This is a genomic window from Pyxidicoccus caerfyrddinensis, from assembly GCF_010894405.1.
Taxonomy (GTDB): domain Bacteria; phylum Myxococcota; class Myxococcia; order Myxococcales; family Myxococcaceae; genus Myxococcus; species Myxococcus caerfyrddinensis.
The window spans coordinates 546,722-571,891 of the sequence record NZ_JAAIYA010000006.1; the positions used below are offsets into that span (position 1 = coordinate 546,722).

Annotated in this window: 17 protein-coding genes; 11 read left to right on the forward strand and 6 right to left on the reverse strand. The window is 71.4% G+C overall.

What is annotated here, in order from left to right; translation table 11 throughout:
• Positions 1-8: 8 nt before the first annotated feature.
• The 5 genes from G4D86_RS17640 (at position 9) to G4D86_RS17660 (ending at position 8,549) form a co-directional block, all read left to right on the forward strand.
• Positions 9-857 (forward strand): DUF58 domain-containing protein, encoded by an 849-nt coding sequence (locus G4D86_RS17640; RefSeq protein ID WP_205519612.1) that lies wholly within the window; start codon positions 9-11, stop codon positions 855-857.
• Positions 854-2,578: a BatA domain-containing protein gene (locus G4D86_RS17645; RefSeq protein ID WP_163995110.1), complete on the forward strand. Its 1,725-nt coding sequence runs from the start codon at positions 854-856 to the stop codon at positions 2,576-2,578. The genes G4D86_RS17640 and G4D86_RS17645 overlap by 4 nt, the downstream gene beginning before the upstream one ends.
• Before the next feature lie 16 nt (positions 2,579-2,594).
• Positions 2,595-3,935, forward strand: a complete 1,341-nt coding sequence (locus G4D86_RS17650; protein ID WP_163995111.1) for a hypothetical protein — start codon at positions 2,595-2,597, stop codon at positions 3,933-3,935.
• 12 nt (positions 3,936-3,947) lie between these two features.
• Positions 3,948-6,719 carry a VWA domain-containing protein gene (locus G4D86_RS17655; protein ID WP_163995112.1) on the forward strand — a complete coding sequence of 924 codons (2,772 nt, stop codon included), beginning with the start codon at positions 3,948-3,950 and terminating at the stop codon, positions 6,717-6,719.
• Between the two features lie 438 nt (positions 6,720-7,157).
• Positions 7,158-8,549 (forward strand): DNA alkylation repair protein, encoded by a 1,392-nt coding sequence (locus G4D86_RS17660; protein ID WP_163995113.1) that lies wholly within the window; start codon positions 7,158-7,160, stop codon positions 8,547-8,549.
• An 85-nt stretch (positions 8,550-8,634) separates the two neighbouring features.
• Here G4D86_RS17660 and G4D86_RS17665 read toward each other — a convergent pair whose 3' ends face one another.
• Positions 8,635-9,981, reverse strand: a complete 1,347-nt coding sequence (locus tag G4D86_RS17665; RefSeq protein ID WP_205519613.1) for a hypothetical protein — start codon at positions 9,979-9,981, stop codon at positions 8,635-8,637.
• A gap of 205 nt (positions 9,982-10,186) precedes the next feature.
• On the opposite strand from G4D86_RS17665, the gene G4D86_RS17670 reads away from it, so the two are divergent.
• Complete coding sequence (locus G4D86_RS17670; RefSeq protein WP_163995114.1) at positions 10,187-11,239, forward strand: hypothetical protein; 1,053 nt, start codon at positions 10,187-10,189, stop codon at positions 11,237-11,239.
• A 62-nt stretch (positions 11,240-11,301) separates the two neighbouring features.
• On the opposite strand, the gene G4D86_RS17675 is transcribed toward G4D86_RS17670, so the two are convergent.
• Together G4D86_RS17675 and G4D86_RS17680 are read right to left on the reverse strand one after the other, a co-directional pair.
• A complete protein-coding gene (locus G4D86_RS17675) occupies positions 11,302-16,095 on the reverse strand; it encodes a translocation/assembly module TamB domain-containing protein (protein WP_240360306.1) in 4,794 nt (1,597 codons plus the stop codon).
• The gene (locus tag G4D86_RS17680; RefSeq protein ID WP_240360307.1) at positions 16,092-18,233 is read right to left on the reverse strand and encodes a BamA/OMP85 family outer membrane protein; all 2,142 of its coding nucleotides are present in this window, start codon (positions 18,231-18,233) and stop codon (positions 16,092-16,094) included. Before G4D86_RS17680 ends, G4D86_RS17675 begins: the two co-directional genes overlap by 4 nt.
• Before the next feature lie 178 nt (positions 18,234-18,411).
• Between G4D86_RS17680 and G4D86_RS17685 the strand changes: the two genes are divergently transcribed.
• A complete protein-coding gene (locus G4D86_RS17685) occupies positions 18,412-18,720 on the forward strand; it encodes a hypothetical protein (protein WP_163995116.1) in 309 nt (102 codons plus the stop codon).
• Positions 18,721-18,831: 111 nt separating this feature from the next.
• Here G4D86_RS17685 and G4D86_RS17690 read toward each other — a convergent pair whose 3' ends face one another.
• The gene (locus tag G4D86_RS17690; protein WP_163995117.1) at positions 18,832-20,382 is read right to left on the reverse strand and encodes a 4-alpha-glucanotransferase; all 1,551 of its coding nucleotides are present in this window, start codon (positions 20,380-20,382) and stop codon (positions 18,832-18,834) included.
• 132 nt (positions 20,383-20,514) lie between these two features.
• On the opposite strand from G4D86_RS17690, the gene G4D86_RS17695 reads away from it, so the two are divergent.
• From G4D86_RS17695 to G4D86_RS17710, 4 genes are read left to right on the forward strand one after another with little or no spacing between them, the layout of a single operon-like run.
• Positions 20,515-21,096 (forward strand): DNA-3-methyladenine glycosylase, encoded by a 582-nt coding sequence (locus G4D86_RS17695; RefSeq protein ID WP_163995118.1) that lies wholly within the window; start codon positions 20,515-20,517, stop codon positions 21,094-21,096.
• A gap of 35 nt (positions 21,097-21,131) precedes the next feature.
• On the forward strand, positions 21,132-21,746 hold the full coding sequence (locus G4D86_RS17700; protein ID WP_163995159.1) for an RNA polymerase sigma factor: 615 nt from the start codon (positions 21,132-21,134) through the stop codon (positions 21,744-21,746).
• Positions 21,743-22,051, forward strand: coding sequence for an anti-sigma factor family protein (locus G4D86_RS17705; RefSeq protein ID WP_240360308.1), 309 nt, complete (start codon positions 21,743-21,745; stop codon positions 22,049-22,051). The genes G4D86_RS17700 and G4D86_RS17705 overlap by 4 nt, the downstream gene beginning before the upstream one ends.
• Positions 22,048-23,112, forward strand: coding sequence for a radical SAM protein (locus G4D86_RS17710; RefSeq protein ID WP_163995119.1), 1,065 nt, complete (start codon positions 22,048-22,050; stop codon positions 23,110-23,112). Before G4D86_RS17705 ends, G4D86_RS17710 begins: the two co-directional genes overlap by 4 nt.
• A gap of 7 nt (positions 23,113-23,119) precedes the next feature.
• Here the strand turns inward: G4D86_RS17710 and G4D86_RS17715 are convergent, their stop codons facing one another.
• Complete coding sequence (locus tag G4D86_RS17715) at positions 23,120-23,677, reverse strand: RBBP9/YdeN family alpha/beta hydrolase (RefSeq protein ID WP_163995120.1); 558 nt, start codon at positions 23,675-23,677, stop codon at positions 23,120-23,122.
• 35 nt (positions 23,678-23,712) lie between these two features.
• On the reverse strand, positions 23,713-25,089 hold the full coding sequence (locus tag G4D86_RS17720; RefSeq protein ID WP_240360309.1) for a hypothetical protein: 1,377 nt from the start codon (positions 25,087-25,089) through the stop codon (positions 23,713-23,715).
• Between the last annotated feature and the right edge of the window lie 81 nt (positions 25,090-25,170).

The following is a 25,170-nucleotide window of genomic DNA, read 5'->3' on the forward strand; positions in this document are numbered from 1 at the left end:
GCGCGAGGATGGACGAGGCAGCCGTCGCGCGGCTGGTGCCAGGGCTGGCACTGGCGCTGCCGCGTGTGCCCCACCGGGGCCGGGTGGGCGAGGTACGCGCCACGTCCGCCGGAAGCTCGCTGGAACTGCACGACTTCCGCGCGTACCAGCCGGGCGATGACCTGCGCCAGGTGGACTGGAATGCGGTGGCCCGCACGGGGGACCTCATCCTCCGCATCCGCCAGGACGAGGTGTCTCCCCGCGTGGAGGTGGTGCTGGATGGCTCGCGCTCCATGGCGCTGTCGCCGCGCAAGGCGGCGTGCGCGCGCGAGGTGGCGCTGCTCGCGGCGGAGGTGGCGGCGCGGCAGGGACTGTCGCCCACGTTGATGGTGGCGGGGGCGCGGCCGGAGCGGGCGCAGGGGAATGCGTGCCGGGCGGCGCTCCAGGTGGCGGAGTTCGACGCGCGGGATGACTTGTCGGCGTCGCTGGGACGGCTGCCTCCGCTGCGCCCGTGCGGACTGCGGGTGGTGGTGAGCGACTTCCTCTTCGAGGCGGACCTGCCGGCGCTGTGCTCGCGGCTGTCGCGGGGGGCGTCGGGGTTGTTCCTGGCGCAGGTGCTGGACGCGGAGGACCTGGACCCGTCGGGCGGCGAGGGCGCGCGGCTGGTGGACGCGGAGAGCGGCGCGGCGCTGGAGGAGTTGCTGACGGAGGATGTGCTGGCCGCGTACTCGCGCCGGTTCGCGGAGCACCAGCGTGGGTTGAGGGCTGCTGCGATGCGGGCGCGCGGGACGCTGGTGACGGCTCCGGCGTCGGAGTCGCTCGCGGCGCTGGTGGCCGGGCCGCTGCGGCCCCTGTTCCTCGCGGGAGGTGGCGCGTGAGCTTCGGCTTCCCGTGGGGATTGCTGGCCCTGGGCGCGCTGGCCCCGCTCGTCGCCGCGTACTTCCTGCGTCGTCGGCAGAAGCCCGTGGTGGTGAGCGCGCTGTTCCTGTGGCGCACGCCGCGTCCCCGCGCCGAGGCGGGCCCTCGCTTCGAGCGCTTCACGCGCGAGGCCTCGCTGCTGCTGGAGGCCCTGGCCGTGGTGGCCGTGGCGCTGTTCCTCGCGGACGTGCGGCTCGGTGAGACGGCGCGGACGCGGCACCTGGTGCTGGTCGTGGACGGCAGCCTGTCCATGTCCGCACGCGGCCCGGACGGCGTGACGGTGCTGGAGAAGGCGCGCCAGGAGGCCGCCAGGCGTGTGGAGGAGGTGGATGCCACCCTGGTGACGGTGCTGGCCAGTGGCCTCGCGCCGCGCGTGTTGGCGGGTCCGGAGGCGGAGCCTTCCCGTGCGCTCGCGGCGCTGGAGTCCTTCCACGCCCAGGGCTCGGACCATGACCCCATGCCCACGTTGATCTGGGCGCAGGAGCTGGCCGGTGCCGCCAGACGCGTGGTCTTCCTCACCGACGTGGCTCCGGAGAACGCGGCCCTCGTGCCGGAGTCGGTGCGGTGGATGGCGCTCGGGACGGGGCGCGACAACGTGGCGCTCGTCTCCGCGCAGCGGCGCGACGAGGGCAACACGGCCACGGTGACGCTGCGGGTGGCGCGCTTCGGCGCGGGGCCCCAAGAGGTGGAGGCACGGGTGCGCGCGCAGCCCGGCCCCGGCGCGAAGCAGGGCACCGAGCGCGTGGAGCGCGTGCGCCTCCCCGACGAGGGCACCGCCACCGTGCGCCTCACCTTCCAGGGGGCGGGGGAGGTGGAGGTCTCCCTGCCCGACGATGCGCTGCCCGAGGATGGACGCGTCCGCCTGCCGCCCGCGCCGTTGCGTCCCGTCGCGGTGGGAATCGCGGAGGGACTCGCGGCGCCCGAGCGTCAGGCCGTGGAGCGCTTCCTCGCGGTGGCGCCCGAGGTGGAGAAGGGCGCTTCGACAGGAGAGACGCTGCTCATCGGTCCCCGGGGGACGGATGCGCGGGTGACGGTAGGCGCGGCGGGGACGCTGCGCACCTTCCTGGGGCCGTTCTTCTCCGAGAAGGGACACCCGCTGCTGGATGACGTGCAGCTCGCGGGCGTGCGGTGGACCGCGGGGGACAACCCGCCCGGGCGTCCGCTGGTGACGGCGGGTGAGGCGGTGCTCGTGTCCGAGGAAGAGGGCGGACGAGTGCACCTCAACGTGGACCTGACGCGCTCGAATGTGCAGCGCGTGACGGCGTGGCCGGTGTTGCTGGGCAACGTGGTGCGCGAGGCGCGGCGCACGCGTGAGGGCTTTCCCCGGCGCCAGCTCACCCTGGGCGAGCCGCTGCCCGTGGTGACGGTGCCCGGCGCGCGCTACACGCTGGTGGGCCCGGAGGGTCGCCGCCCCGTGTTTGGCGCGGGGGCGGTGGACCTGCCGCCACCCTCGGGCCCGGGCCGCTACGTGCTGGAGCGCGACGGAGACGAGGTGGACACGGCGGAGGTGCTCGCCCTGGACGCCCGCGAGTCGGACCTGCGCGGGCGTGGCGCCGTGGACGTCGCGGCGCGCGAGGCCGGTGACGACGAGGAGCACGGCGCGCCGGGACGGGCGCGCTGGCCCCTGGTGCTGTTGCTGGCTGCGCTGGTGGCGGACTTCTACGTCACCCGGCGCGTGTGAGTTGAGTGCCCAGGCCATGCAAGGGAACGAACAAGGGGCCGCGTCCGAGCTGAGTGATTTGAGCCGGCAGCTCGAAGGGGGCCTCGAAATCATAGAGGCGGCCTTCGAGTGCTACCGGCTGCTGTCCGCCGCGCTCCGCAAGCGCCGCTGGAAGTCCCTGCTGCGCCTCCAGCCCGCCCTGTTGGAGGCCACCATCACCCGGGAGCCGGAGGTGCTCGAAGCGCTGGAGGCGCTGGAGCGGCGTGCGGAGCGCGAGCCCGACGGAGCGGGCATGGCCAGCGCGCTCCTGCGAGAGCTGGATGAAGCCCGCGTGGCCCTGGCGAGAGACCTCGACCGAAGACTTCCGGCGGACCCGGGCGCGCTCTTCGTGAGCCGGCTGGAATCATTGAAGGCCGTGGTCCTCCGTCCGCTGCCGCTTCCCCCCGGGGCGGGTGAGCAGCGATTGCTGGAGGGCACCGCGGTGCTCCCGCCGCTCCGGATGTCCCTGCTCCTCATCGCGCTGTGCGCGGGGGCGGCGCACTTCGTCGGTCCCCTCTGGGCCACGCTGCTACTGGCGGCCCTGGGTGCCAGCTTTCCGCTGCGCTCCGGCCGGTACTGGCTCACCACCGAGCGACTCCTCTGGCAGTCCCGTGGGGACGAGCCGGTGCAGGTCTCCCTGGAGGCCATTGGCGAGCGGAAGCTCACACCCTCCGGTATCGAGCGGAACCTCGCCGTCAATCGCCTCACGGGAAGCATCACACTGCACCGGCAGGGGGTCCTGCTGCGCCATGTGCCGCGAGCGGGCCAGCTCGCGGCGCTCCTGTCCATCCGGCGCCGCAAGGAATTCCAACGCGCTGCCGCCACGAGAGACCCGCACCGCGCGGTGGCGGTCATCCCCGTGTTCCGCACCACGCCGGAGAAAGCCTTCGGCGTGACGGATGACCGTCGCGCGGGACTGGTCGTCCTGCGGCCCGGCTTCATCGCCTTCTTCCCGTACGTGCCCGCCGCCCCGCTCCTGGATGCCATCACCGAGCCGGAGGGCTCCCCGTCCCAGCTGCTCGGCGACAGCCGGGATGAAGTGCCCGTGTCCATGGAGCTGCTCGTGGAGCAGCTCCTGCTCCTCCCGGAGGAGGACATGGACCGGATGCTCCGACGGGCGGCGGGGACCGGGTATCGGGGCGCGCTGCTGTGGAAGCCGTCCGAGGTGCGCTGCACCTTCAAGCCCATCATGTTCACCCTCAAGCTGGCCCAGGGGGCCATTGCACTCTGGGTCAACCTCTCCTGGACGGAGTGCAGGGCCGCCGAGCGCGTCATCTCCCGCTGGCCGGGACAGGCCGTGCTCGGGGGCCCCCCGGAAACCCCTCCCACAAGGCGATAGGCTCTGCCCTCGATGACCTTCTCCCTTCCCCAGGCGTGGGTGTTGCTGCTGCCGCTGGGCCTCTTCCTCTGGAAGTACGGCCGGCGGCCCGGCCCGCCCATGTGGCTGCGGGCCGCGCTGCTGGTGCTCGCGGTGGGCGCGCTGTCCGGCCCCGAGCTGCGGCTGGCGGACGCGGGCAGTGACGTCGTCGTGGTGGTGGACCGCTCCGCCTCCATGCCCCGCGACGTGGACCGCACCGCGCAGGAGCTCATCACCCTGCTGGAGGCGCAGCGCCGTCCCGGAGACCGCGTGGGCGTCATCACCTTCGGGCGCGAGCCTCGCGTGGAGCAGTCGCTGTCCGCCGCCGGCCGCTTCGGCGGCTTCTCACGGCCGGTGGACGTGGAGGCGTCCGACCTGGCCGCCGCGCTGGATGCGGCGGGCGGCCTCATTCCCGACGAGCGCACCGGCCGGGTGCTGGTGCTGTCCGACGGGCGGGCCACGGGCGTGGACGCGCGCGGCGCGGCGCGGAGGCTGGCGGCGCGAGGGCTCGCCGTGGACTGGCGCCAGCTCGCCCGGCCCGAGCCACCGCTGGATGTCGCCGTCGTCTCGCTGGACGTGCCCGGCTCCGTCGCCGTGCGCGAGCCCTTCCAGTTCTCCGCCGTGGTGCACGCCACGGCGGCCGTCACCGGCACGGTGCGCCTGGAGCGCAATGGCCGCGTGCTGGTGAAGGGCCCCTTCGACTTCACGCCCGGCGCCAACGTGCTGCCGCTCAGGGATTTGGTGGAGGAGCCGGGGCTCGTGCGCTACCAGCTCACGGTGGAGGCCCCTGGCGACGGCGTCACGGAGAACGACAAGGGGCTCGCGGTGCTGCGCGTGGAGGGGCCGCCGCGCGTGCTGCTCCTGACGAACCAGCCCCGGGGCACGCTCGCGAAGGCGCTCGCGGAGACGGGCATGCAGGTGGACGTCCGAGCGCCCTTCCGGCTCACGCTGGATGATTTGGATGGCGTGGGCTCGGTGGTGCTGGAGAACGTCGACGCCAACACGCTGGGCGAGCCGGGGCTCCTCTCGCTGGCGTCCTACGTGGAGCAGGCCGGTGGCGGGCTCGTGATGACGGGCGGGCGCAGCAGCTTCGGCGAGGGCGGCTATCGGCGCTCTCCGGTGGAGCCGCTGCTGCCGGTGTCGCTGGAGATGCGCGAGGAGCAGCGCCGCGCGGCCGTGGCGTTGAGCGTGCTGATGGACTGCTCATGCTCCATGGGCGTCACCGTGCCCGACGGGCGCACGAAGATGGAGCTGGCCGCCGAGGGCGTGGTCGCCGCGCTCACGCTGCTCAATCCGAAGGACGAGGTCTCCGTCCACATGGTGGACACGAAGTCCCACGAAATCTTCCCGCTCAGCTCCGTGGAGGCGGGCCTGCCGCTGAACGAGGTGGCGCGCGGCTTCAGCGGGGGCGGCGGCATCTACGTGGGCGAGGCGCTGCGCACGGGCCGGAGCGAAATCCTCCGCAGCGACAAGCCCACGCGGCACGTGCTGCTCTTCTCCGATGCGGCGGACTCCGAGGAGCCGGACGACTACCAGCGCACGCTGGCCGAGCTGCGCGCGAAGGACGTGACGGTGTCCGTCATCGGCCTGGGCTCGCCGAAGGATTCGGACGCGGACCTGCTGAAGGAGGTGGCCTCGCGCGGCGGCGGGCGCATCTACTTCGCCGAGGATGCGATGAGCCTGCCGCGCATCTTCAGCCAGGAGACGCTCACGGTGGCGCGCGCCACCTTCGTGGACGAGCCCGCCTCGCTGGAGGGCGCCCCGGACCTTCCGCTGCTGGGCCGCCTGTCACCGCAGGGGCTGCCGCAGGTGGGCGGCTACAACCTCACGTACCTCAAACCGCGCGCCAGCGTGGCGCTGCGCACGCTGGACACCAACAGCGCGCCGGTGCTGGCCATGTGGCCGCGCGGCGCGGGCCGCACGGTGGCCTTCACCGCGGAGGTGGATGGGCCGTACACGGGCGAGCTGCGCCAGTGGAGCGCGCTGCGCGCGGCGCTGGAGGCCATGGTGCGCTGGACGCTCGTGGGCGCGACGCCCGTGGGCGAAGCGGTGGTGCGCTCCGAGCGGCGCGGCCACCTGCTGCGCGTGACGCTGGACCTGCCTCCGGGCGAGCCGCTGCCGGGCGCGCTGCCCACGCTGGTGCTGCTGCCGGGAGACGGACGCACCGCGCAGGTGGAGAAGCCCATGCGCTGGGAGGACGAGGACCGGCTGGTGGCCGAGTACCCGCTGCAGGGCAGCGGCACGTGGCACCCGGTGGTGCGCCTGGGCTCGCGGGTGCTGCGCGCGCCGCCGGTGACGCTGCCGTACGCGCCGGAGTTCGAGCCCGGCAGCGCGAAGGAAGGACTGGAGCTGCTGCGCGCGGTGGCGGCCGTGGGGGGCGGCGTGGAGCGCCTCTCCATGACGGGCCTCTTCATGGAGGCGCCCGAGTCACAGGGCCGACTCGCCCTGGCGCCGTGGCTGGCGGGCCTGGCGCTGGCCGTGCTGCTGGCGGAGGTGGCCGTGCGCCGCTTCCTCTCCGGGCCTCGCGTGCGCAAGCCGGCCGTGGTGTCGGTGGCGAAGCCAGCGTTCGCTGGCGCGCCGGCCATCAGCTCCGTCCCTGTTGGCGCGGCCCCCGCCGTGGAGCGGAAGCGCGACTCGGAGGGGCAGGGCGAAGGCGTGCCGGTGGCCACGCCCACGGAGGCCGAGGTCGCGAAGCCGAAGGAGGGCGGGGTGGACTCCGCGCTGGAGGCGGCTCGCGCCCGCGCCCGGCGACGGCTGGACCGGTAGCCGCTCGGAGGGCTGCCGTGCGCTCACGGCAACCGCGTGACGACTCCACGGATGGAAGGTGCGGGCTGGCCGGACTCGGAACGAAGGATCAGCGGTGAGGCACAGCCCGCGATGAAAAAGTGCAGGCCGCCCCGGGTTCGAGATGGGCAGTCAATGGTGTGGGGCGGCCCGCGGTGAAACGGCGCGGGTCGTCCCGGACTCAGGATGCAAAATCACAGTTGGGGGGCGACCTGCGGTGAGGCACGGATGACCCCATGCTTGGAGGGGGAACACAGATGCGGGGCATTCCGTCCCCGTGGTTCTCACAGGGCGAAGAGGAAGATACACGCGAGGTGTACGGAAGGCAACAGAATTGGAATATTCCTTCTGTGCGATAATTCATGAGCCTCACGGCGCGAGGTGTCACCCGTCACGGGCCCATTCCTCTCCGGGGGGGCCGTGGCAACCTTCACCGCCATGGACCTCCAAGAGACGATGCAGGAGTTGGAGTCATTGGGCTCGGAGCAGACCCGGAAGACGTTCCTCCGTCACGGCGCGCCGGAGCCGCTCTTCGGCGTGAAGTTCGGGGACCTGGAGAAGCTGCGCAAGCGCATCAAGACGAACGCCGGTCTCGCCGAGGCGCTGTGGGACACGGGCAACGCGGATGCGCGGATGCTGGCGACGATGGTGGCCGACGCCGCCGCCATGTCGTGGGAGCACCTGAATACCTGGGCGCAGGCGCTCAACTGGCACTCGCTCGTGGATGTCTTCGTCAGCAACGTGGCGCTGCGCTCACCGCACTTCAAGACGGCGGTGGAGACGTGGACGGCCCAGGCCGGGGAGCTGCAGAGCCGCGCGGGCTGGCAGTTGCTGGCGGCGCTGGCCACCAAGACGACGAACCTGGTCGACGAGGAGCTCGCTCCCTGGCTGCCGCGCATCGAGCAGGGCATCCACACCGCGCAGAACCGCGTGCGCGAGGCGATGAACACCGCGCTGATTGCCATTGGCGGGCGGGGTGGGGCGCTGCGTGAGCCGGCGCTCGAGGTGGCGAAGCGCATCGGCAAGGTGGAGGTCGACCACGGTGACACCGCCTGCGAGACGCCGGATGCGGCGGAGTACATCGAGCGGATGCGTGCCCGGAAGGAGGGCGGCATGGCGAAGGCCGCCGCCGTGGCGAAGAACGCCGTGGACAGCGTGAAGGACATGGCGGCGAAGGCGCAGAGCGTGGCGTCGGGCGCGAGGAATGCCGTGGCCAACGCGAAGAACGTGATGGCCGGCGCGAGGAGCGCCGTGAGCAACGCGCAGGGCGTGGTGTCGGCGGTGGCGAAGAAGGCGGCCGACGGTGCGCGGAACGTGGTCTCCGGCACGGCGCGGAAGAGGTCCGCGGACGCGAAGACTGCGGTGGCGAAGAAGGCCCCGGCTCGTGTGAAGCAGAGCGGTGTGGCGAAGGCTTCGGGCGGCGCGAAGAAGAACGGGGCGGCGAAGGCTCCGGCAGGCGCGAAGACTGCGGTGGCGAAGAAGGCCAGCCCGGCGCCCGCGACTCGCAAGGCGGCGGCGGTGAAGCGCACCTCCACCCCGGCGGCGAAGAAGGCCACCGCGAAGCGCGGCGCCTCCACGCAGACGAAGAGGGCCACGGTGAAGCGAGCCGCTCCCGCGCCGAAGCTGGCCACCGCGAAGCGCGGCGCCTCCACGCAGACGAAGAGGGCCACGGTGAAGCGCGCCGCCCCCGCGCCGAAGCGGGCCACGGTGAAGCGGGCCGCTCCCGCGCCGAAGCGGGCCACGGCGAAGAAGACGACGACTTCGGCCCGGAGCAAGACCGGCGCGAAGAAGAGCGCGCGCTCACGCTCCTGATTCGCGCGGAGCGGAGCCCCGGCGCTCCGCCCGCACCGGATGACGGCGGCTCCCGCTTGGAGCCGCACACCGAGGCCTCAGTCCACTACGGCGTGCACAGCCGCTGGCCACCGGCCTGCTTGTAGGCCCGCACGCGGCCCACCAGGTTGGCGTTGTCCGACTCCGGCGTGGTCGTCCCGTCGATGCCGGCGCCGAATGCGAAGCCCACGGTGTGGGCCGCGGCCAGCTCGGCGGTGTGCGCGAAGAAGTAGTCCACGCGGTTGTCCTTCCACGAGTCGCCCGAGTTGGGCAGGTTCGGATTGCCTACCGGCAGCTGCCACCAGAAGTTCGGCTTGTTCAGCCGCTCGGAGAGGACCCTGGCCCAGGCGAAGGCCTGATGGAAGTGGGGCAGGGTGGCGTTGGACGCGTCCCACCACGTGTCCTCACCCCGGTTCACCTCGTACCAGCCGGCGTCGCGGTCCGCCGCCTCGATGACGATGAAGTCCGTGTCGGCCGCGCCCAGCTTCAGCAGGAAGTCGGCCACCTTCCGGGCCTCGCCCGCCACGTCGAAGGACGCCTGCGTGTTGAGGTACACGTCCATCTTCGTGGCCCAGGGGCTCGCGTGCAGGCCCACCTTCGCGTTGGGCGCGTACTTGCGCACCATGGCCACCATGCACTTCGCCAGCCCCGCGGCGTTGTTCTCCTGCGTGCCGCAGTCCGTGGCATTGGCGGTGGCCACCTGTGCCGGCACCGTGCGCGGGTCTCCATTCGAGTTGAACTGGAGGTAGCCCCACAGGTCTGGCTCGAGGTGGAGCAGCGCGCGCTCGGCGCCCACCTGCTGCAGCGCGAAGCGCCAGTCGTTCAGGTAGCGCCGCATGAACGCCACATCGTTCAGCTTCGTCAGCTGCGCGGCGCCCTCATTCTCACGGCTGCCCAGCAGCTCCACGTAGTAGGTGATGAAGGGAAGCTGGCCCCGGCCCTTCGCCACGCGGATGAAGTCGCGCACCATGGCGCCCGGGGTGGCGGCGATGTCCTGCCAGCAGCCCCACCACTGGCACTGGTACTGCCCGCAGGAGCCCTCCTGCGTCGTGCAGCTGCTGTTGCAGGCGGTGCAGACGTTGGTCGAGTCCACGAGCCGGCTCGACACGTAGAGGTAGTGGACGTCGAAGGGCGCGCTGGCCGCAGTGGCGTCCTCCATCTTCGCGCCCACCAGCAGCCGGTCCTTCCCCAGTGACTTCAGGAGCGAATCCCCCAGGCACGCCGAGGGCTGGGTGCCGCCGTCGGTGCCCGCGTCGGTGTCGCCATCGGTGCCCGCGTCCGTCCCTGCATCCACGCCCGCATCGGACGAGGGCTGCTTGTCGCCGTCATCCGAGCTGGAGCAGCCCGCCAGCGCCAGCAGGCCGAGGGTGAGGAACGCGAGTCGCTTCAGCCGCTTCGGAGGAGGAGTGCGCATACGGCTCCCGACGCTACTCCGTCGCCACGCCAGGGCGTCACTGGACGCACGCACTTGGGGACGGCCCGGCCGGCCTGCTCGTCCATCCGCCCCGCGTCCAGCCAGGAGCCAACAATCCGCCAATCTTTCAAATCAAGAAATTCTTGAGAATTGCTCAGCGCCCCGGCTAGACGCTCGGCTCCCTTATTCCCCCCGAGGATTCTTGATGAAGACGCGAGTGTGGATGCTCCTGGTGCCCGCGCTGCTGGCGGCTGGCTGTGGCCCCGTCGACGAAGCGGAGGCGCCCGTCATCGACGAGCTGACCGGTCAGGTGCTGCAGGAGGCCACGACGAAGTACGACATGCACCGGCTGATGGAGGACGCGGACATCGTCGGCGGCCAGTGGATTACGCCCGCGCAGGTGCAGGCCTTCCTCCAGCAGAACGGCTCGTACCTGGCCACGTACAAGGACCCGGCCTGGGGCAACAAGACGGCCGCCACGCTCATCGTCGAGCGCTCCAGGGCGTACACCATCAACCCGCTGTACATGCTCGCGCGCATCCAGGGCGAGTCGAGCCTCATCCAGAGCGGCACCTCCACCAACCTGTCCAAGGCCACCGGCTGCGGCTGTCCGGACGGCAGCGGCTGCGACGCGCAGTACACGGGCTTCGGCAACCAGATTGAGTGCTCGGCGAAGAAGATGCGCGGCTACTTCATCGACCTGGACGCGGGGCGCACCACGGTGTCCGGGTGGAAGGTGGGCCTGACGAAGAACACGTCGGACCCGTGCACGGTGACGCCCGCCACCAAGGCCACCGCCGCGCTCTACACGTACACGCCCTGGGTGGGCGCGTATGCCCTCCAGTGTGGCCGCACCACCGTGGGCGGCTCGTCGCTGATGGCCTCCATCTACAACCGCTTCAAGTCTGCCTATAACTGGGGCAGCGCCCCCACCACCTGCTACACCGAGACGGCGGGCACCTCGCTGCCCGTGAATGGCTGCGTGCAGAGCTCGTCGGACGCGCTGTGGCGGCAGTGCCTGTCGTCCGGGGCCTTCACCGCGGGCAGCACGACGAAGCCCACGACCTGCACCGTGTCCTATCCGTGGTGCTCCTCCGCCACGCTGGGCCGCTCCGTCCCCGCGCGCACCTGCGTGCAGTCCTCCGGGGACTCGCAGTGGCACCAGTGCGGCGTGGAGGGCGCATGGCAGAGCGCGCCCACGGCGCCCACCACCGGCTCGGGCCCCGTCGGCACCTGCTTCGAGCTGTACGCGCTGTAGCCTGAGCGAACGCTCGAGCACGGGCTCCCGTCCAAGTCACGGACGGGAGCCGCCCGGGCGCGTCAGTATTCCTTGCTCCAGATGAGGTCCAGGCCTCCCGAGCGCGCGTCGCCGTACTGGCCTTCCAGGCTCCACCGCGTGCCGAGCTGGTACTCGAAGCGCACGGCGTTGGCGTTCTCTCCCTGCTGGAGGTTGGCGCCGACGCGGCCGGTGTAGCCCACGTAGATCTTGTCCGTCACGTACGTGCCCACCTCCAGCTTGGTGCCGGCGAGCCCGGAGTCACCGGCCTCGATGGAGAGCACGTCCAGTGGGAGCTTCGCCGCCAGCGCCTTGCGCGCCTCGTTGGCGACGAGCGAGCCCACCACGGAGGCCGCCTGGGCGCTGGCCGTCATGGACGCGCCCGAGCCGCGCTCCAGCGTGCGGCGGCCGGTGGCGAGCAGCGTATAGATTTCCGACTCCGGCAGCGGCGGGTCGCTGGTGGGCTTCAGCGTCAGCTCCCGGCCCTGGCCGCGGATGGTGACGAACACCGTCACCTTGGCGCTGTCGTTGCGGTGCTCGGCGGTGACGTTGATGTACGGCACCGTCGCGGGCCCGGTGAAGCGCACCTGGCTGTCTCGCTGCACGTCGAAGCGGCGGCCCAGCACGTCCACGCGGCCGCGCAGCACGCGCACCTCGCCGAACAGGCGCGCCTCCTCGCGGTACTCCACGCGGAAGTCCTCGGAGAGGCCCAGCTCGACATTCACGTCCGAGCCCTTCACCCAGACGTTGCGCGGCGCATTCACGTTCACCCAGTACGTGCGCAGCGGTGCCTCCTGCGGCGTGCCGACGTCCTCGTCCTCTCCGGCCTCGTCCACGGCCTTCGCGAGGTCCTCCGCCTGCGCCCCCACGCCGCTGCCGCCCACGGCCGTGCGCTTGCGGTCGCTGGGCGTGGCGTCGGGGATGTTCTCCTCCTTGTCCTTCTCGGCCATCCCGGCTGCCCCCGGTGTCCCGGGCGAGGCCTGCTGTTGCTTCTTGCGCTTCTTGCGCTCCACGGGCACGCCGTTGCGCACGAGGACGACGTCACCGGGCCGCTCCAGCGGCTGCAGGTCCTTCCGCTTCAGCTCCGGCAGGGTGATGGTGGCCTCGGGGATGGAGACGTTGCGCAGGTTGACGAGCCTCTCGGACAGCGTGCCCTCCACCTTCGCGCGCAGGCTCACCAAGGCCATGAGCTGGTCGTCGAAGATGATGGGGAAGTCCTGCGTGACGAGCGGATGCTCGTTCCCCTTCGGGCTGGACAGCTCGTACTCCCCCGCGCGGGTGCGCACGGCCGTCAAGGGCGCCTCCAGCCGCAGCGAGCCATTGCCGGCCTTCGCCGACAGCGTCCGCAGTGCAATCGACTCCTGGCTGGCCTCCAGGGCGAGCTGGATTTCGCGGTACTCGCCCAGGCCCATCAGCCCCAGCACGCCGTCCTTCCACGCCAGGGTGCCCTGGAAGGTGGGCGCGCCCACGGTGCCGGCGAGCTTCGCGTCCGCCTGCACCAGGCCGCCCAGGCTGCGCACCATCTCCGTGGCGCCGGAGAGGAAGGACGGGTCGAAGTTGCGCGCCTTGAGGGATACCTCCAGCGGCGCGCGCGTGTACTGCAGGCCCTTCTCGAAGGCGGGCAGCGACACGTCCAGGTCCACGCCGCCCGTCACCAGCATGGTGCCGCCCGCCGGCGCGGTGAGCATCGCGTCGAAGGCGGAGTGGATGCCCTTGTACGTGTAGTGCAGCCGCGCCTGCCCCAGCCCCAGGGCGCCGACGCCCAGCTTCTGCACGCCCGCGGTGAGGTCCACCTCCGGCGTGTCCAGCGTGCCGCGCGCGGCCACTTCCATCGCCAGCACGCCCTGCAAGCCCTGCGGGTTGGTGCCCGGCGTGGGCGGCGGGCCCGACGTGCGGGCGCGGGCGAGGCCGGGCAGCTCTTGAATGGCCACCGGCATCAGCCGGCCGCGGATGCGGAAGGGGATGCGGCCATAGACTTCACGGTCCTGCAGCGCGCCCAGGGGCGCGAGCAGCGTGGCCTCCAGCTGCGCCAGCGGTCCTTCCTGGCGCTGCACCGCGAGCGTCACCTTCACGTCCTTCTCGCCGCCCGTCACGGTGAGCTGGCCGTTCTGCGGCGGAACGCCATTGGCGGTCGCCCCCGCCACCTGCACGGCCAGCCGGCCCTGGGGCACCAGCACCGAGCCCTTGATGTCCACCTGCGCGGACACCTTGCCGTCCGGCCTGTCCACGCCCGGCATGCCTTCGAGCAGCTTGAGGGGCAGGTCCGCCACGCGGGCCTCCAGCTCCAGCGCCGCGCTCAGCGCCTCCTCGGGCGTGGGCGGCTTCGCCATCAGCCCGCCCAGCGTGAAGGGCGTGCGCAGCGCGACATACGCCTGCGAGGCGAGCCCCTCCAGATTCAGGCGCGCGTCCAGCGTGCCGTCCTGCGCGTCGGATGCGGCGGTCAGCTCGAAGGCCAGCGGGTCCTTGAGCGAGAAGCCCGGCGGGGGCACCTGGTAGCGCATGTCCTTGCCGCGCAGGACGAAGTCCAGCTTCGGCTCGCGCGCCGGGCCCACCACCGCCAGAGTCCCGGAGAGATGGCCGCTCGGGCCCTCCGGCTGCTTCACCAGCTTCATCACCCCGGCGACGTCCAGGTCCTCCAGGTTCACCTTGAGGGACATCGGGTCGCGGCGGCGCTTGAGCACACCCTGCACCGGCACGTCGAAGTCCGCGGTGAGCTTCGCCACGGGCAGGTTCGCGGCCAGCTTCCCGGTGGCGCGGTCCTTCACGTAGCGCGCGTTCACCGACGCCTGGAGCCCCTCGTAGCCCTGCACGCGTCCGTCTTCCCAGCGCAGGTTGGCCTCCGCGTCCGGACGTGGCAGCCGCCCGCGCGCGGCCACGTGGCCCGTCACCGTGCCGCCCAGGCCGAGCGACTCGGGGACGAAGGCGCGCGGCAGCGTCGTCAGGTCGAACGCGCCCAATTCCACGCGCGCCGTCACCTGCTCGCCCTCCTTCGCGCCGCGCAGCGACAGCGACTGCGGGCCGGAGGTGAGCGTCAGCGCGGGCTCCACCTCCACGCGTCCCCCGCCAAAGCCCACGTGCGAGGGGCGCTGGAGCTTCCAGGTGGCCTCCGGCCAGGACAGCGACAGCGCGTCCACCGCGAGCCCCTGGCCGTCCTCGTCCACCATGCCGCCCAGCGCGAGGCCCAGCTGCGCGTCACCCTGCACGCGCACGGTGGCGTCCAGCTTCCGCTCGCGCGTGGCGACGGTGGCCGCCAGGTCCTTGAAGTTGCGCCCGCCCGTGCGCAGCTGGGCCACCACCACCGAGGCGTCCGTGTCCAGCGGCCGGGTGACGTCCGGCAGCTCCACCTTCACGGACAAATCCTTCAGCGCCAGGTCCGGGCCATACGCCAGCGACGCGAAGCTGCCGTGCGCCTCCAGGCCCGGCGTGCGCAGCGGGCCCTCCACGACGAAGTCCAGCGTGCCGCTGCCCGACATCGGCGCCACCGTGCCCGGCAGCAGCTTCGTCAGCGCCTGGGATAGCAGGGCCAGGTTGCCCGCGGTGAAGCCGCCGTCCACGCGCATCTTCTCCTGGGTGCCCTGGCCCTTCGCGCGCAGCGAGGCGCCCGGCAGCAGCACCTGGAGCCGCGACAGCGTGTACTGGCCGTTCTTCGCGCTGGCCTCCAGCTCCACCGGGCCCAGCGGCTGGCCCTGGTACTCGGACGGGGAGATGGTGAGGTCCACCTCGCCGTCCAGCGTCTCCAGGCTGGTGCCGCCGCCCTTCGCGGCGAGGTCCGCGTGCACGTTCGTCTTCGGGCCCTCCGCCACCAGCTGCGACAGGTCCACGTCCCGGGCCTTCGCGGTGAAGCCGCGGGTCTTCATGTGCTCCAGGTCCAGGTCGCCCTTCAGCTCCAGCTTCGCGTCCGCCGCCTGCGCCCGCGCGTCCGCGTTCACCAGGTCGCCGTCCATGCTGGCCGTGCCCTCCAGCGACACGGGCACCAGCAGGGGATAGGTGGGCACGAAGCCCTTGAGGAACGCGGGCGGCGCCACGAGGCGGCGCACCGTCACCTGCCCTTGCAGCTTGCCTTCGGGCTGGCCCGGGGGCGGCTCCGGCGGCAGCTTCACGTTGCCGCCCGCGTCCAGCACCAGCCCCGCGGCCTCCAGGCCCAGGTCCGCCTGGAGCGCGCCCTCCTCGCCACCGCCCTTCAGCGACAGGCGCACCGGACCGGACACGGGGAGCGCGAGCCCGCCGGTGGCCTCCAGGGTGGCGTTGAAGCCCTGCGTCGCCGCCGCGTAGCTCGCGGTGCCCTTCGCGTCGAAGTCCTCCAGCCGCACGTGGCGCTCGGGGCCGTCCTCCACCTCCTGGCGGAAGTCGACGTAGCCGTCCTCGAGCACCAGCTCGTGCACGTCCAGCTTCAGCTTGCCCCGGCCCTTGGAGGGCTCCTCGGGCTTGGGCTCGCGGGGCTCCAGCGCGCGGGACAGGTTGAGGCCGCGCTCGTCCTGCGCGAGGTACAGGCGCGGGCGCTCCACCTTCGCCAGCGAGAGGTCCACGTGCTGGCGCACCAGCTGGCTCAGGCCCAGGCGCGCCTCCACGCGGGCAATCTCCGCGACCAGCTCGCCCTCCGGGTCATACAGCTTCAGGTCCGTGAGGATGATGCCGCCCGGCCACAGGTCCAGGCCGCCCAGCTCCAGGCGGCCGGAGAGCTGCTCGTTCGCCAGCGCGACGCCCTTGCGGACGAGCCACGCCTCCCCGCTGGAGCTGGTGAGGAAGACGAGCGCGCCCACCACGGCGAGCACGAGCACCGCCACGAGGCCGCCAAGCCCCCACAGCAGCCTGCGTCCCCAGCGCTTCCGGTCGCTCAAAACGCCTCTCCAATCGACAGGTGCAGCGCGCACAACCCGTCCGGGGCGCCCGCGAAGGTTGCTCCGCGAGTCTTCGGGCCGGTGGTGCTCCAGCTGCTACCAATCCCGAAGCAGCCGCCGGAGTCCGGATAGATGTACCCCGGGGTGGCGACGGGCAATCCCCTGCCGATGTTCAACCGCCGCGCGATGTCCAGCCGGATGGGTCCGACCACCGTGAGGTAGCGCAGCCCCAGGCCCAGCGCGTGGTAGTGGTCGGGACCGAACAGTTTGGGGCTGCCGGGCGAGCTGAAGTCGGCGATGCCCACCAGGCCGGAGTCATAGAAGGCCGCCACCACGAGGCTCTCGCTGAACTGGTAGCGCACCTCCAGCGAGCTCTCGAAGAGGCTGTTGCCGCCCACCGGCACGGTGTCCCACTGCTCGTTCTGCGACAGCACGATGTTGGACTGGCCGTCTCCAATGGGCTCCTCCACCGTCTCGGGCAGGGCGGCCATGGGGGACAGGCGCTGGCCGTTGAAGCCGCGCATGGCGGTGGCGCCGCCGGAGAAGAAGCGGGTGACGACGGAGCTCTGCCCGTTGCCGGCCGGGTTCAGCGTCCCCAGCCGCACCTTCACCGCGAGGATGAGCCGCTTCTCCTCGTCCAGGGGCCGGAAGAAGCGCACGTCCGGCAGCAGGCGCACGTAGGTGTAATCGCCGAAGAAGAGGCCACCGCCCTTCTGCACGGACAGCGCCAGGTAGTAGCCGTCGCGGGGCTCAATGGGGTCGTCCCGGCGATCCCAGGCGAAGGCCACCTCGAGGTAGCTCAGCGCCACGTCGCACTGGGTGACGTTGTTCGGGCAGCCCAGGACGATGGGCGGCACGGCCGCGTCCGCGCTGACGCGCCCGGTCAGCCGGTACACCTCGAGGTTGTACGAGGGGAAGATGGAGAAGCTGGCGTGGGGCTGCCAGATGACGCCCGCCTGGAGCTTCCCGCCCCAGAAGTCGTACGCCTGCTCCAGGCCGCGCTCGGCGGTGAGCGACGTCTGCAGGCGTAGGTCCCGGAAGAGGAAGCGCGGCTGCTCGAACTCGGTGGTGACTTCGAAGACGGGGCCGGCCTTGCTCCGGTTGAAGACGTTGGGGATGAAGGCGTAGCCCAGGCGTCCGCGCACGGTGAAGCGGCGCAGGCCGCCGCGGAAGTTGCGGTGCGTCCACTCGCCCAGCACGCGCGCCTCCTGCCGCGCGGCGTCGATGCCGAGACCGCCACCCAGCCGCACCGAGCGGAAGGGCGACTCGCGCACGTCCACCACCACCGGCACCGTTCCGGACTCCCGGTCCGGCGCCCCGCGGTTCACCTTCACCGCGCCGAACACGCCCATGCGGAACACGCGCGCCTGGGCCTCGGCCAGCGCCGTCTCGCTGTACCAGTCCCCCTTCTTCAGGCTGCCCTGCACCTGCTCGATGATGCGGCGCGGTGGCACCTGGGGGTTGGCGTCCGTGGCGACGAAGGTGTTGCCGAAGCGGTAGCGCGGGCCCGGGGTGATTCGCAGGTCCACCGTGGCCTGCTTCGTGGCCAGGTCCACCCGCACCTCGCCGCCGGCCTCCGCCTCCGCGTAGCCCAACTCCCGCAGCCGGCCCTGCACCAGCCCCTTCGTCTCCTCCCAGGCCGCCTCGCGGAAGATGTCCCCCTTCTTCATGGGGAGGTCCGCCATCACCCGCTTCCGGTGCTCCTCGCGGAACTCCGGCGGCAGCGCGTCCAGGCCGGACTCCTTGATTTCGCCGATATGGGTGGGCTCGCCCTCCTTCACCTGCACCGCGAGGGAGACCGCGTTGGCGCCCTGCGGCTTCACCTCGCTGGAGACAATCTCCGCTTCGTAGAAGCCCTGGGCCTGGTAGTAGCGCTGGATGCGGCGCAGGTCGGCCTGCCAGGCGTTGGCGTCGAAGTAGCGCGGGCCGCCAAAGGGCCAGAAGCCCCACCAGGGCGTCTCCGAGGTGAGGATGCGGTCCTTGATGTCGCCTTCACCGACCTCCTTCGTCCCCTCGATTTTGAGGTCATTGACCTTGGGGCCCGGAGGGCGCTCCTGCGTGGTGGCACAAGCGGCCAGCAGCAGCAGCAGCGCGGCGGTGGTGGCGAGGCGGAGGGTTCGGGGATGGGCGGCGGCCACGGGGGCGTTCTTAATCCGTGTGCCCGCCGCTGACTCGCCTCTTGCCAACGGAAAGTCGCCCCACTGTCGCATTCCGAGACCTGCGCGAAGTCAACAGTGTCCGGTGTCTCGCGCCGACAACCCCTCGTAATACAGCGACACGTGCAAGGCGGGCCGAGGTGCGCAAGATTGGCGCCCTATGTCCCTGTCCTGGCGAATGAGAGTCCTGGGGTTCTCCGCGCTGGCGGTGTTCAGCTCCGCGTGCGGCGTGTCCGATGACGAGGTGGTGAAGCTGAAGGAGGGCGAGAGCTTCGCGGACGCGCCCTACTGTGGCTCGTTCGGCTGCGAGGACCCGTACCAGCTCTGCGCCGAGGTCTTCCTGGAGTTCGGCCGCTCGCCCGCCATCTGCGTCTCCGACAACATCTGCGAGCGCCTGGAGTGCGCCAACCCCAACCGCCGGTGCGCCGTGTTCGACGGCTTCCCCGGCCAGGTGAAGTGCATCGACTGAAGGCCGCCTGGGCGCCCGGAAGCGGATTCCGGGGGGCAAGGTATTCCCTCGCCAGCGCCTTCCCGGCGGAGACCTCCTCGCGGAGGTCGTCCGGTGGGAAGGGGTGTTCCTCTAGCGCCGCGCGGAGGCGGTGAGCCAGGCCAGGCGCTCGGCGGCGCCGCGGGTCTGCTCGTCCTTCAGCAGCGCGTCCGCGTCCTGGCTGATGCGGTAGGCCCAGTTCGAGTCGCTCATGGAGCCGGGCAGGTTGATGCGGTCTCTCGTGCCGAGGATGTCCTGCCAGGGCAGCACGCACAAATCACTGCCGGAGTTGAGCGACGATGCCAGCATGGCGCGGTGGACCTCCGGGGTGAACTCGCGCGTGACGGGCACGCCGTTCATCTCCGGCCACGCGCGGGCGGCGGCCTGGCGCTCGTCGTCGCGGGCGCCCTCCCACCACTCGGCGACGGTGTCCGTGTCATGGGTGCCCGTGGTGACGAGGGACACCGCGGGGAACTGGTGCGGGTTGCGGTAGGTGTTGTCGTCGCGCTCCCAGCGCATCACCCGGTAGCCCGGCAGCTTCAGGTCCGCGAGGATGCGGCGCACGAAGGGCGGAATCACGCCCAGGTCCTCGGCGACGATGCCGGCGCCTTCCGACAGCAGGCGGAAGTGCTTCTCGCCCAGGCGCTTGTGGCTCTCCTCGTCCGGAGGGACGAAGCGGCCGGTGGGCGTCTGCTCGTCGCGAATCCACTGGCGGAAGTAGCCCACCGCGTGGTCCACGCGGCGCAAGTCATAGTAGCTGGCCGCCTTCTTCGCGCGCTTCTTCAGCCACGCGTAGTCGTCCTTCTCCATGGCGGCGAAGTTGAAGTAGGGCAGGCCCCAGTCCTGGCCGGTGGCGGAGAAGTCGTCCGGAGGCACGCCCAGGCGCGCGTCGCGCGGGAGGATGTCCGGGTGGGCCCAGCAGTCCGCGCTGTCCTGGCCGATGATGAAGGGCTCGTCGCCGCACAGCAGCACGTTGCGCGCCTTCGCCTGCTCGCGCACCGCGTCCCACTGGACTTCCGCCACCCACTGGAGCCACGCGTGGTAGCGCACCCGGCGCTCCAGCTCCTTCGCCTTCGCGGCCAGCGCTTCCGGCTGGCGGTGCTTCAGGGCCTCCGGCCACTCCCACCAGGGCCGGCGGTCCTCCTGCTCGCTGATGGCGGTGAAGAGGGCGTAGCTCTCCAGCCACTCGCCCTGGGCGTCGCGCCACTTGCGGAAGGCCTTCGCGCGCTCGGACTGGGGGCCCCAGTGCTGGGCCTCGAAGGTGTCGAAGGCGCGCGCGAAGGCGGCGTCCTTGAGCGGGAAGACCAGGTCGTAGCGGACGCGCGGCGCGGCACGGGCCTCGGAGAGCTTCTGGCGCTGCTCCTCGGAGAGGGCGGCCTCGCCACCGGAGGCGGTGAACTCCGGCAGCTTCTGCAGGTCGATGAAGAGCGGGTTGAGGCCGAAGGCCGAGCGCGTGGAGTAGGGGGACGGGTCGCCCGGCGCGGTGGGCAGCAGCGGGAGCACCATCAGCAGGCGCTGGCGCGCGGCCTTCATCCAGTCGAAGAGGCCGTCCATGGCGCCGAAGTCGCCAATGCCAAAATCCGTCTGCGAGCGGAGCGAGAAGAGTGGAAGCAGGAGACCGGAGAGCCGGCCAGGTGTGGACATGGTGCGGCGCAATCTGCCCCAGCCCCGCTCCGGTGTGAACTGCTCCGACACCGAGCAGTGCGCGGGGGCTCCACTGCCTGACGGAACAGACTGCAGGCGGCGCCGCCAGCTGGCCCCGGGTACTATCCGAACGTGAACTGTCTTTCGGAGTCCTTCTATGCGCGGCCCGCGCTCACCGTCGCCCGGGAGCTGCTCGGCACCCTGCTGGTGGTGGAGGGAGGCGGAGTGCGGCGGGTGGGGCGCATCGTCGAGACGGAGGCCTACATCGGCGAACACGACCTGGCCTGCCATGCCGCCAAGGGCGTCACCCCGCGCACGGAGGTCATGTTCGGGCCGCCGGGGCGGGCCTACGTCTACCTCATCTACGGCATGCACAATTGCTTCAACGTGGTGACGGACGCCGTCGGGGTGGGCGCGGCGGTGCTGGTGCGGGCGGTGGAGCCCGTGGACGGGCTGGCCGAGGGGGAGCGCACGGACGGGCCCGGGAGGGTGTGCAAGGCCCTGGGCCTTACCCGGGAGCACAACCGAGTGGAGCTGTTCTCACCCGCGCTGCACCTGTTGCCGGGGGAGCCCATCCCGGAGGCCCGGGTGGCGCGGGGGCCCCGCATCGGCGTGGACTACGCCGGGGTGTGGGCCGCGGAGCCCTTCCGGCTGTGGGTCCGGGACAGTCAACACGTCAGCCGGCCCCCCAAGGGAGCGCGCAAGCAGCCTTGACGGAAGTCGTCGCGGCTGGTTGGGTGCGCCCCGCCATGTCCGACGAGGCCGCCAGGGAAGAGGACCGACAGCTCCTCGAGAGGGCACAGGATGGGGACGTTTCCGCCTTCGAGGCCCTGGTGGATGCCCACCGGGACAAGGTGTACGGCCTGGCCCTGCGCATGACGCGCTCCGAGGCCGACGCCGCGGAAATCACCCAGGATACCTTCCTGTCCGCCTACCAACACCTCAAGGATTTCCGGGGGGATGCCGCCTTCGGGTCCTGGGTGCACCGCATCGCCGCCAACCACGCGCTCATGCGCCTGCGCCACCGCCGGGTGGCCCAGGCGGCCGAGCAGGAGCTCCAGGGGCCGGAGTTCACCGAGCGGGGCTCCCTGGCCGAGTACCCCATCTCCGACTGGAGCCGGGACGCCGAGGAGAAGGCCCTGGACGCCGAGCTGGGGACGGCCATCCAGCAGGCGACCGACCAGCTTCCGCAGGGTTATCGGGAAGTCTTCCTCTTGAAAGACGTGGACGGCCTCAGTTACGAACAGATTGCAGAGACGACGGGGGACTCCATCCCCGCCATCAAGAGCCGTTTGCACCGTGCCCGGCTCGCGCTCCGTGAAGCCATCGATGATTTCTACAACCGGGACAGTCGCGGGGCGTGAAACGCGACGAAGCGTCCGGCATCTTCGAGAGGGACAAGGGCGCGCCGCAGCCAGCCGAGGTTCGGATGTATAATTGCAAGGATTCGATCAACCTCCTGCTGGAATTCCTCGATGGCGAGATGTCCGCCGAGGAGGCACAGCACGTGAAAGAGCACCTGCGCGGGTGCAGCCCCTGCCTGGACTTCCTGCGCACGTACCGGGCGACGCCCGGGCTGTGCAAGAAGGCCCTGGCGGCGAAGATGCCGAAGGAAGTCTCCGAGAAGCTGACCGAGTACCTTCGCTCCAAGATCAAGTCCGCCTCGTGAACCTGAAGCAACTGTCGCTCCCGGAGCTGGAGGCCGCGCTGGCCCCGCTCACCCCGTCGCCCGCCGCCGTCCGCAAGGTGTTCGCGGCCGTCTTCGCCCATGGAGCCCAGACGGTGGAGGACGTGGCCGGGGCCCGTCAGGTGCCGCGCCGCGTAGGAGACTACCTGCGGGAGCACGCGGAGCTGCCGACGCTGCAGGTGGTGGAGCGGCGCAAGGCGGACGACGGCTTCGTGAAGTACCTCTTCGACTCGCCGCTGGGCGGGCGCGTGGAGGCGGTCCGCATCCCCATCTTCGACGAGAAGTACGTCATCTGCGTGTCCAGCCAGGTCGGGTGTGCGCTGGCCTGCGACTTCTGCATGACGGGGAAGCTGGGCTTCAAGCGCAACCTCCAGACGTGGGAGATCCTGGACCAGGTGCTCCAGGTGCGCGCGGAGGCGGACCGGCCGGTGCGCGGCGTGGTGTTCATGGGGATGGGCGAGCCGCTCCTGAACTACAAGGAGACGCTGCGCGCGGCGGACATCCTGCGCACCCCGGCCGGGTTCTCCATCTCCGGCGAGGCGATTACCTTCTCCACGGCGGGCCACGTGCCGGCCATCCGCCGCTACACGCGCGAGGGCCACCCGTACCGGCTGGCCTTCTCCGTGACGAGCGCGATTCCGGAGAAGCGCGCGCAGGTGCTTCCAATCGAGAAGACGTACCCGCTGCCGGAGTTGATTGAGGCCATCCGCGAGTACAGCAGCGTGCGGCGCGAGCGGGCCATGATTGCGTACGTGGCCATCAGCGGCTTCAACCTGGGGCGCGAGGACGCGGAGGCGCTGAAGGTGGCCTTCGAGGGCATCCCCATCAAGGTGGACCTCATCGACGTGACGGACCCGACGGGGAAGTACCTGCCGCCCACGCCCGAGGAGCTGAGCGCCTTCCGCGACTACCTGCAGATCCTCAAGTCGCCGGTGGCGCGGCGGTACTCGGGCGGCAAGGAGATTGGCGCGGCGTGCGGCACGCTGGCGGCCACGCAGTACGGCGGCACGGTGATGCAGCGACCCGAGCCCACCGCCTCGTGAGCGCGGCTCACGCGCTCCGGAGCAGCTCCTCCAGCAGGGCCTGACCTTCGGGCCACGAGCCCAGCTTCGCCGCGCTGCCCAGGTGGCCCTTCGCGCCGACATTCACCAGCCGGGCACCCCAGTCCGCGGCGAGGCCGGTGACGCGGTCCATCGTGATGTAGTTGTCATCGGTGCTCGCGACGACGAGCGAGCGAAACGGCAGCCGCAGGCGCGGCATGGGCGCGAAGCCCACGGTGCCCGAGGGGAAGTCGGGGGCCTCGGTGTCGCTGGGCGCGACGAGCAGCGCGCCGTGCACCCTGCCAGCGCTCGCCGGATGGGCCGAGGCCCAGTGCGCCACCAGGATGCACGCGAGGCTGTGCGCCGCGAGCACCACGGGCCGCTGGGCGCCCGTGATGGCGCGCTCCAGCGTGGCCACCCAGTCGTCGCGCCGGGGTGTGTTCCACTCCGCCTGCTCGACGCGCTGGCAGTCCTTCCGCTCCCGCTCCCAGTGGGTCTGCCAGTGCTCGGGCCCCGAGTTGTAGAGGCCCGGCAGGAGGAGCACGGTGGGAGCGGTGGCGGTCGACATGGAGTCCCCGGACGTTACCGGGGACCCCCGTCAGGTCAAGGGACGAGCGGCACGGTCCAGAGCTGGTTGGCCGCCGTGTCGTCGAAGGCGCCGAAGAACACCCGCTGGCCCACGCGGGTATAGGCGTACGGATAGGAGCTTCCGTCCGATGAGATGTCCTTCAGCAAGCGCGTGCCCGCCACGGTGCCGTCCGTCACCCAGGGCTCGATGCCCGAGGCGTTGTCGTACGCGGCGAAGAAGACGAGGCCGGACTCCACGGCGACGATGGGCGAGCCGTACTCGTCGGAGAGGCTGAGCGGCCGGCGCAGGAGCTTCGTGCCGGCCTTGGTGCCATCCGTCACCCACAGCTGCGTGTCGCGCGGCGCGGGGCCCCCGCTGCCAATGGCCAGCTCGAAGTAGATGCGGTCCGCCGTGGCGCTGAAGTTGTTGAGGTAGGGGAAGGCGTCCCCCTGGTCCGCGTAGGGATTGGGCAGCGTGGCGACGTGCTCCTTGCCGCCCGCGCCGTCCAGGCGCAGACGGAAGATGGCGAGCCGCTGGTCCACCGGGTTGGACAGGGTGACGTAGAGGTACTCGCCCAGCGTGGTCATCAGCTTCGGGTAGCGGCCGTCGTTGACGAAGGTGTACAGGCGCACAGTGCCCGCGCGGGTGCCGTTCGTCTTCCAGACCTGGGTGGCGCCCTGCGCGTCGTACGAGGTGAAGAACGCCAGTGGTCCAGCGCTATTCACCTCGATGGGCGCGTAGCCTCCCGCCGTGGAGAGCGAGCGCAGCGGCTGCGTGCCCGCGCTGGTGCCATCGGTCCTCCAGGCCGTGGTGGTGCTGCCGGCCTCGTCGCGGACGAAGAAGATGAGCACGTTGCCCGCGCGCGCCGTCCGCCAGTCGACCTCGACTCCCGTCCCCAGGTCGCGGATGCGGACCGTGCCGGAGGCGGTGCCGTCGCTCTTCCACACCTCCATGCGCGCGGGCGTGGAGTTCGTGGCCGGCACCTCGCGGAAGAAGGTCAGCGTGCTCCCGAGCGCGGTGAGGCTCGTCAGCCGCGAGTCCCCGGCGCCCGGGGTGAGGTCCTTGACGAGCCGGGTGCCGCTGGTGGTGCCGTCACTCACCCACAATTCGTTGCCGTACACGGGCTCGCCCACGGTGAAGAAGAGGCGCGTTCCCGCCGGGGCGAGCTGCATCACGTGGGTGTTGATGGCGGGGGGAGGCGCCGCGGGAAAGCTCTTCACCGCCACGGTGCCCGCCTCGGTGCCGTCGCTCGTCCATAGCGCCCGGGTGCCATCCTCGAAGTTGGCGGCGAAGGCGAGTCGGCCGCGGAAGTCCACCAGGCTCGCAGGCCCCTCCGCGTAGCGCGGATTCATCTGCGTGGGCGGGAAGATGACCTTCACCCGGCTCGGTGTGCCCGGAGCAACGGCTGCCATGGCGGCGGAGGCCGGTTGCCCTTGGACGTCCCCCCTCGACTCCGCCGAAGTGCTGGGGGGCAGACCCTCATCCGGCACCAT